This window comes from Rhodococcus sp. (in: high G+C Gram-positive bacteria), from assembly GCF_049286785.1.
GTDB lineage: Bacteria > Actinomycetota > Actinomycetes > Mycobacteriales > Mycobacteriaceae > Rhodococcus_F.
This window is the reverse complement of record NZ_JBAQEO010000885.1, coordinates 1-3,850: the sequence shown is the minus strand read 5'-3', so window position 1 is coordinate 3,850 and position 3,850 is coordinate 1. Positions and strand designations below refer to the sequence as shown.

Genomic DNA, 3,850 nt, shown 5'->3' with positions numbered 1-3,850 from the left:
CGCGTCCCCCAACGCGGCCCTGAACTCGCTGACGCGTGCGCTGTCACTGCCCGGGCGTGCGGCCCGGCCCCGGATTCTTCCCGATTCTCCGGCCGCAATCACCGCCCTCCTCGCCCTGCACTGCGGTGAGCTCACCCACGCGGAGTCGGTGCTGGCCCGGGCGTGCGAGAGCGATCAGCCCGGCAGCGTCACCGCGAACCGGCACCAGCTGTTGTCCGCGTGGGTGTCGATGGTCCGGGGCGACCTGCCACCCGCGCAGTCCCGGCTCGATTCCCTGGACATCGACACGATGTCGCAGCGCGATCTGCTGTTCGTCCACGGCCTGCGGGTCGGTCTGGCCCGGCGCACCGGCGACAACGCGGCGCTTGTGCAGGCCTGGGCCGGCGCCCAGGGGGTGCTCGCCGAATACGCCGTGGATCTTCTGAGTCTCCTGCCGCTCGGCGAACTGTGGCTGACGGCCGTCCGGCTGGGCGAGTCGGCCCGCATCGACCATCTCGTGCAGGACGCGCAGGCGTTGCTGCGCACCCTCGGCGAACCGATGTCGTGGGGGCCGGCACTGCACTGGTACGGGGTGCAGGCCTCGATCCTCGGCGAAAGCCCAGCCGATCTACTGCCGCACGCCCGGGCCCTCGGTGACGCCGCCAAGGTCAGCACGTACGCCGCGGCACTCGCGGCAGCGGGACGGGCCTGGCTGCTGGTGCTGCAGGGTGAAATCGATGCCGCCGGCGTCGAGGCGGCGGCCCGCACCCTGGACCGGATCGGCCTGCCGTGGGACGGGGCCAGACTCGCCGGGGAGGCCGCGCTGCGCGCCTCCGACACCCGGGTGGCGACCGCTCTGCTGCAGGTGGCCAGGGCCCTGCGGCAACCGGCATCTCCCGGCGCCGGCTCCGAGTCCGCCGGGCCCGTCGCACCGGCCGGGCCCGGGACGCTCACCGATCGCGAAGCCGAGGTGGCGGAACTTCTCGTCCAGGGGCTGACGTACCGGGAGATCGGTTCTCGTCTCTACATTTCGGCCAAGACGATCGAACACCATGTGGCGCGCATCCGGAGGCGCCTCGGGGCCGAATCCCGCTCGGAGTTGCTGGCGATGCTGCGCGCGATGGGCCACGGGCAGTCCGCTTCCGTCAGCCCCGTGTAACTTTCTTCATCGGCCCCGCGACACACTGTCAGCGTGACGTGCCCGCACCCAGTCGATCGCCCCAGTAAGGATCTGTGATGACCACCGGAGTCGGATTGACGGTCGGCGATTCGATTTCCACCGCGGTGGTGGTGACCACCGGTGCGGATGTGCGGACCATCGAACACCCGTCCGTCCTGTTCGCCGCTCCGGACGGGACCGTGCAGCTGGGCGATCCCGGGCCCGAGCCTGCCGGTTCCGTCCGCAACTTCCTGGCCCGGGTCGGTGAACCTGCCGGCATCGAATATGCCGGAACCCTGACCCGTGCCGAAGACCTCGTCGCGACCGCGATGTTCTGCCTGTTCCGGGAGGCTGCCGAGGGACTGTCGGGGGCGGTGAAGGTGACCGCCACCCACCCGTCGGACTGGTCTCCCGAGTACGTCACGAAGCTGCGCGAGTCGCTCGACTACATGGGACTGAACGAGGCGGCACTGGTCCCCGAGTCGGCGGCGCTGGCCGCGGTACCCGATTCCGCAGTACCGACTTCCGCGACGCACGGCGCCGCACTGCTGGCGGCGGGGCTGACACTCACCCACGACGACACCCAGGCCGACACCGAGTCGATTCCCGTCGTCGTGCCTCCGGTGCACACCGCGTATTCCGCGATAGCGGAACCGGCCGCGACTCCGCCGGCATCTCCGAGCCCGGTTGCCCCCGCCGACGGAACCAACGGAACCGACGGAACCGACGGAACCGGGGGAACCGGCAGCACCAACCGCCGTCCGCTCTACATCGCCGGTGCCGCCGCCGCGATCCTGGTGGCCGGCGGCCTGCTGGCTTTCGTGCTCACCGATTCCGCCGGTACCGCCGTTCCCGTCGTCCAGGACGCGCGGACCGGGACCACCACGGCTCCCACCACCCGGCTTTCGCCGACAACGACGGTCCGATCGACCACTGCCGCCCCGGCGACCACCACCGTGATCGCGCCGCCGCCGCGCCCCGCAGCGCCGCCGCCCCGTCCGGTGCAGACCACCACGGTGGCACCTTCGACGCCCCCGGCGACAACGACGACGGTGACCATCACGATTCCGCCGACCACCACCGTTGTCGAGACCACGACACCGAAGGCGACCACAACCACCACGACGGCGAAGACGACCACCACTGCGACCGAAACCGACGCGTCGACGACCACCACCGTCGAGTCCGACGGGTGAATGCGCGCTCCGTGAAGAACGGGCAATCAAGTCATAGATCGCACCTCGTCGGCGCACCTACCCGTTCGTAGCTTAAGGTGGGGCGCTGATACCGATATACCCCCCGAAGGGATTTCATGCGTAACGTGCTGGCGCACCGCGCCGCTGTTGTAGGCGCCTCGGCAATGCTTCTTCTGTTCCCGTTTTCCACTGCCGCCCAGGCCGATCCTGTTACGCAGGAGGACACCACCCAGCTCAGCGCCGACAAGCTCCCCGCCGAGCTGATCGAAGCGATCACCCGCGACCTGAAGATCAGCCCGCAGGAGTACCTCGACCGTGCGGCGAAGGCGCAGAAACTGGGCAGCTACGCCGAGGACTTCCGTGCGCAGCGCCCGGACGACTTCGCCGGCGCCTGGATCGGGCTCGACGGTCAGGCTGTCGTCGCGGTCACCTCGTCCGAGGCCGCAGAAGAGGCAGCCCAGGACGGGTACACGACCCGTCTGGCGCCGGTCTCCGCCGATGGCCTGGAAAAGACTTTGTCCGATGTGAACGGCTGGATCGCCGGGCTCCCGAAGGATGTCGCGTCCCAGGTGAACTCCGCGTCGATCGACGTGCTCGACAACCGCGTCGTGATCGACGTCGTGAACAGCCCCGTCGGCCGGGCCCTCAACCTGCCGACCCTGCTCGCCAACGTGAAAGTGATGCTCAGCCCCGGTGGTGGCGGTCCGGTGGAAAAGGGCCCGCTCGGCGGCGACACCTACATCACCACGGCGGGCGCACTGCGCGAGACGCCGCTGTCGGAGATCACCGTCTGCTCGCTGGGCTTCAACGGCGTCGACGGTGGCGGGCAGGCCGTCAACATCAGCGCAGGCCATTGCAACCCCGCGGAGGGACAGCCCTCCCCCGTGTTCCTCCCCAACCATCAGAATGTCGACGACAGCCCGCAGATCGGCGAGTTCTCCCGGTCCTCGGTGGGCAACCCTGCAGACAAGCTGGACTTCTCGGTGATCAAGCTCAACGACGCCGGCGTGAAGGCCGGATTGAACCGCCCCGCGATCCGCGGCGCCAACGGCACCACCCTGGAGATCACCGGCACCGCCCGTCCCGTCGTCGGTGCTCCGATCTGCAAGTCGGGTCAGTCCTCGTCATTCACCTGCGGCGTGGTGGCAGCGGATAATGTCGAAACCCAACTGTTCGTCGCCGACGGCAGCAGTCGCGTGATCCATGGGTTCGCCGGCACGGCGTGCACCCTGGCAGGTGACAGCGGCGGCGCAATCGTCACCGGAACCCTCGCCCTGGGTATCACCAGTGGTTCCAACGCCAGCGGCGCACCCAACTGCGTCGAGGCCAACCTGGTGCTGGCACCCGAGGGCGGCACGGCCAGCCTGGGGATCCCGGTGGTGGACATCATCGAGTCCGCGGGGTCCGGACTGCGGGTGCGCACCAACGCCGATTAGTTCTCGGTTCTTCCGTTTGCCCGGTATTCGCTTCTCGCGGATACCGGGCAAACGTGTTTCTCCGCCGGGTTACCTCGCGT

Annotated in this window: 3 protein-coding genes; all 3 read left to right on the top strand. The window is 69.2% G+C overall.

All coding sequences use genetic code 11. From position 1 onward, the window contains the following. Positions 1-1,138: LuxR C-terminal-related transcriptional regulator (locus tag WAW17_RS31480; protein WP_422336752.1), on the top strand; the 1,138-nt coding region annotated here is incomplete at its 5' end. A 77-nt stretch (positions 1,139-1,215) separates the two neighbouring features. Then, on the top strand, positions 1,216-2,334 hold the full coding sequence (locus tag WAW17_RS31475) for a hypothetical protein (RefSeq protein WP_422336751.1): 1,119 nt from the start codon (positions 1,216-1,218) through the stop codon (positions 2,332-2,334). 116 nt (positions 2,335-2,450) lie between these two features. Next, on the top strand, positions 2,451-3,770 hold the full coding sequence (locus WAW17_RS31470) for a S1 family peptidase (protein WP_422336750.1): 1,320 nt from the start codon (positions 2,451-2,453) through the stop codon (positions 3,768-3,770). The last annotated feature ends 80 nt before the right edge of the window (positions 3,771-3,850 follow it).

Coding starts and splice junctions, on each gene's coding strand:
- WAW17_RS31475 (WP_422336751.1), top strand. CDS start 1,216: ATGACCACCGGAGTCGGATTGACGGTCGGCGATTCGATTTCCACCGCG.
- WAW17_RS31470 (WP_422336750.1), top strand. CDS start 2,451: ATGCGTAACGTGCTGGCGCACCGCGCCGCTGTTGTAGGCGCCTCGGCA.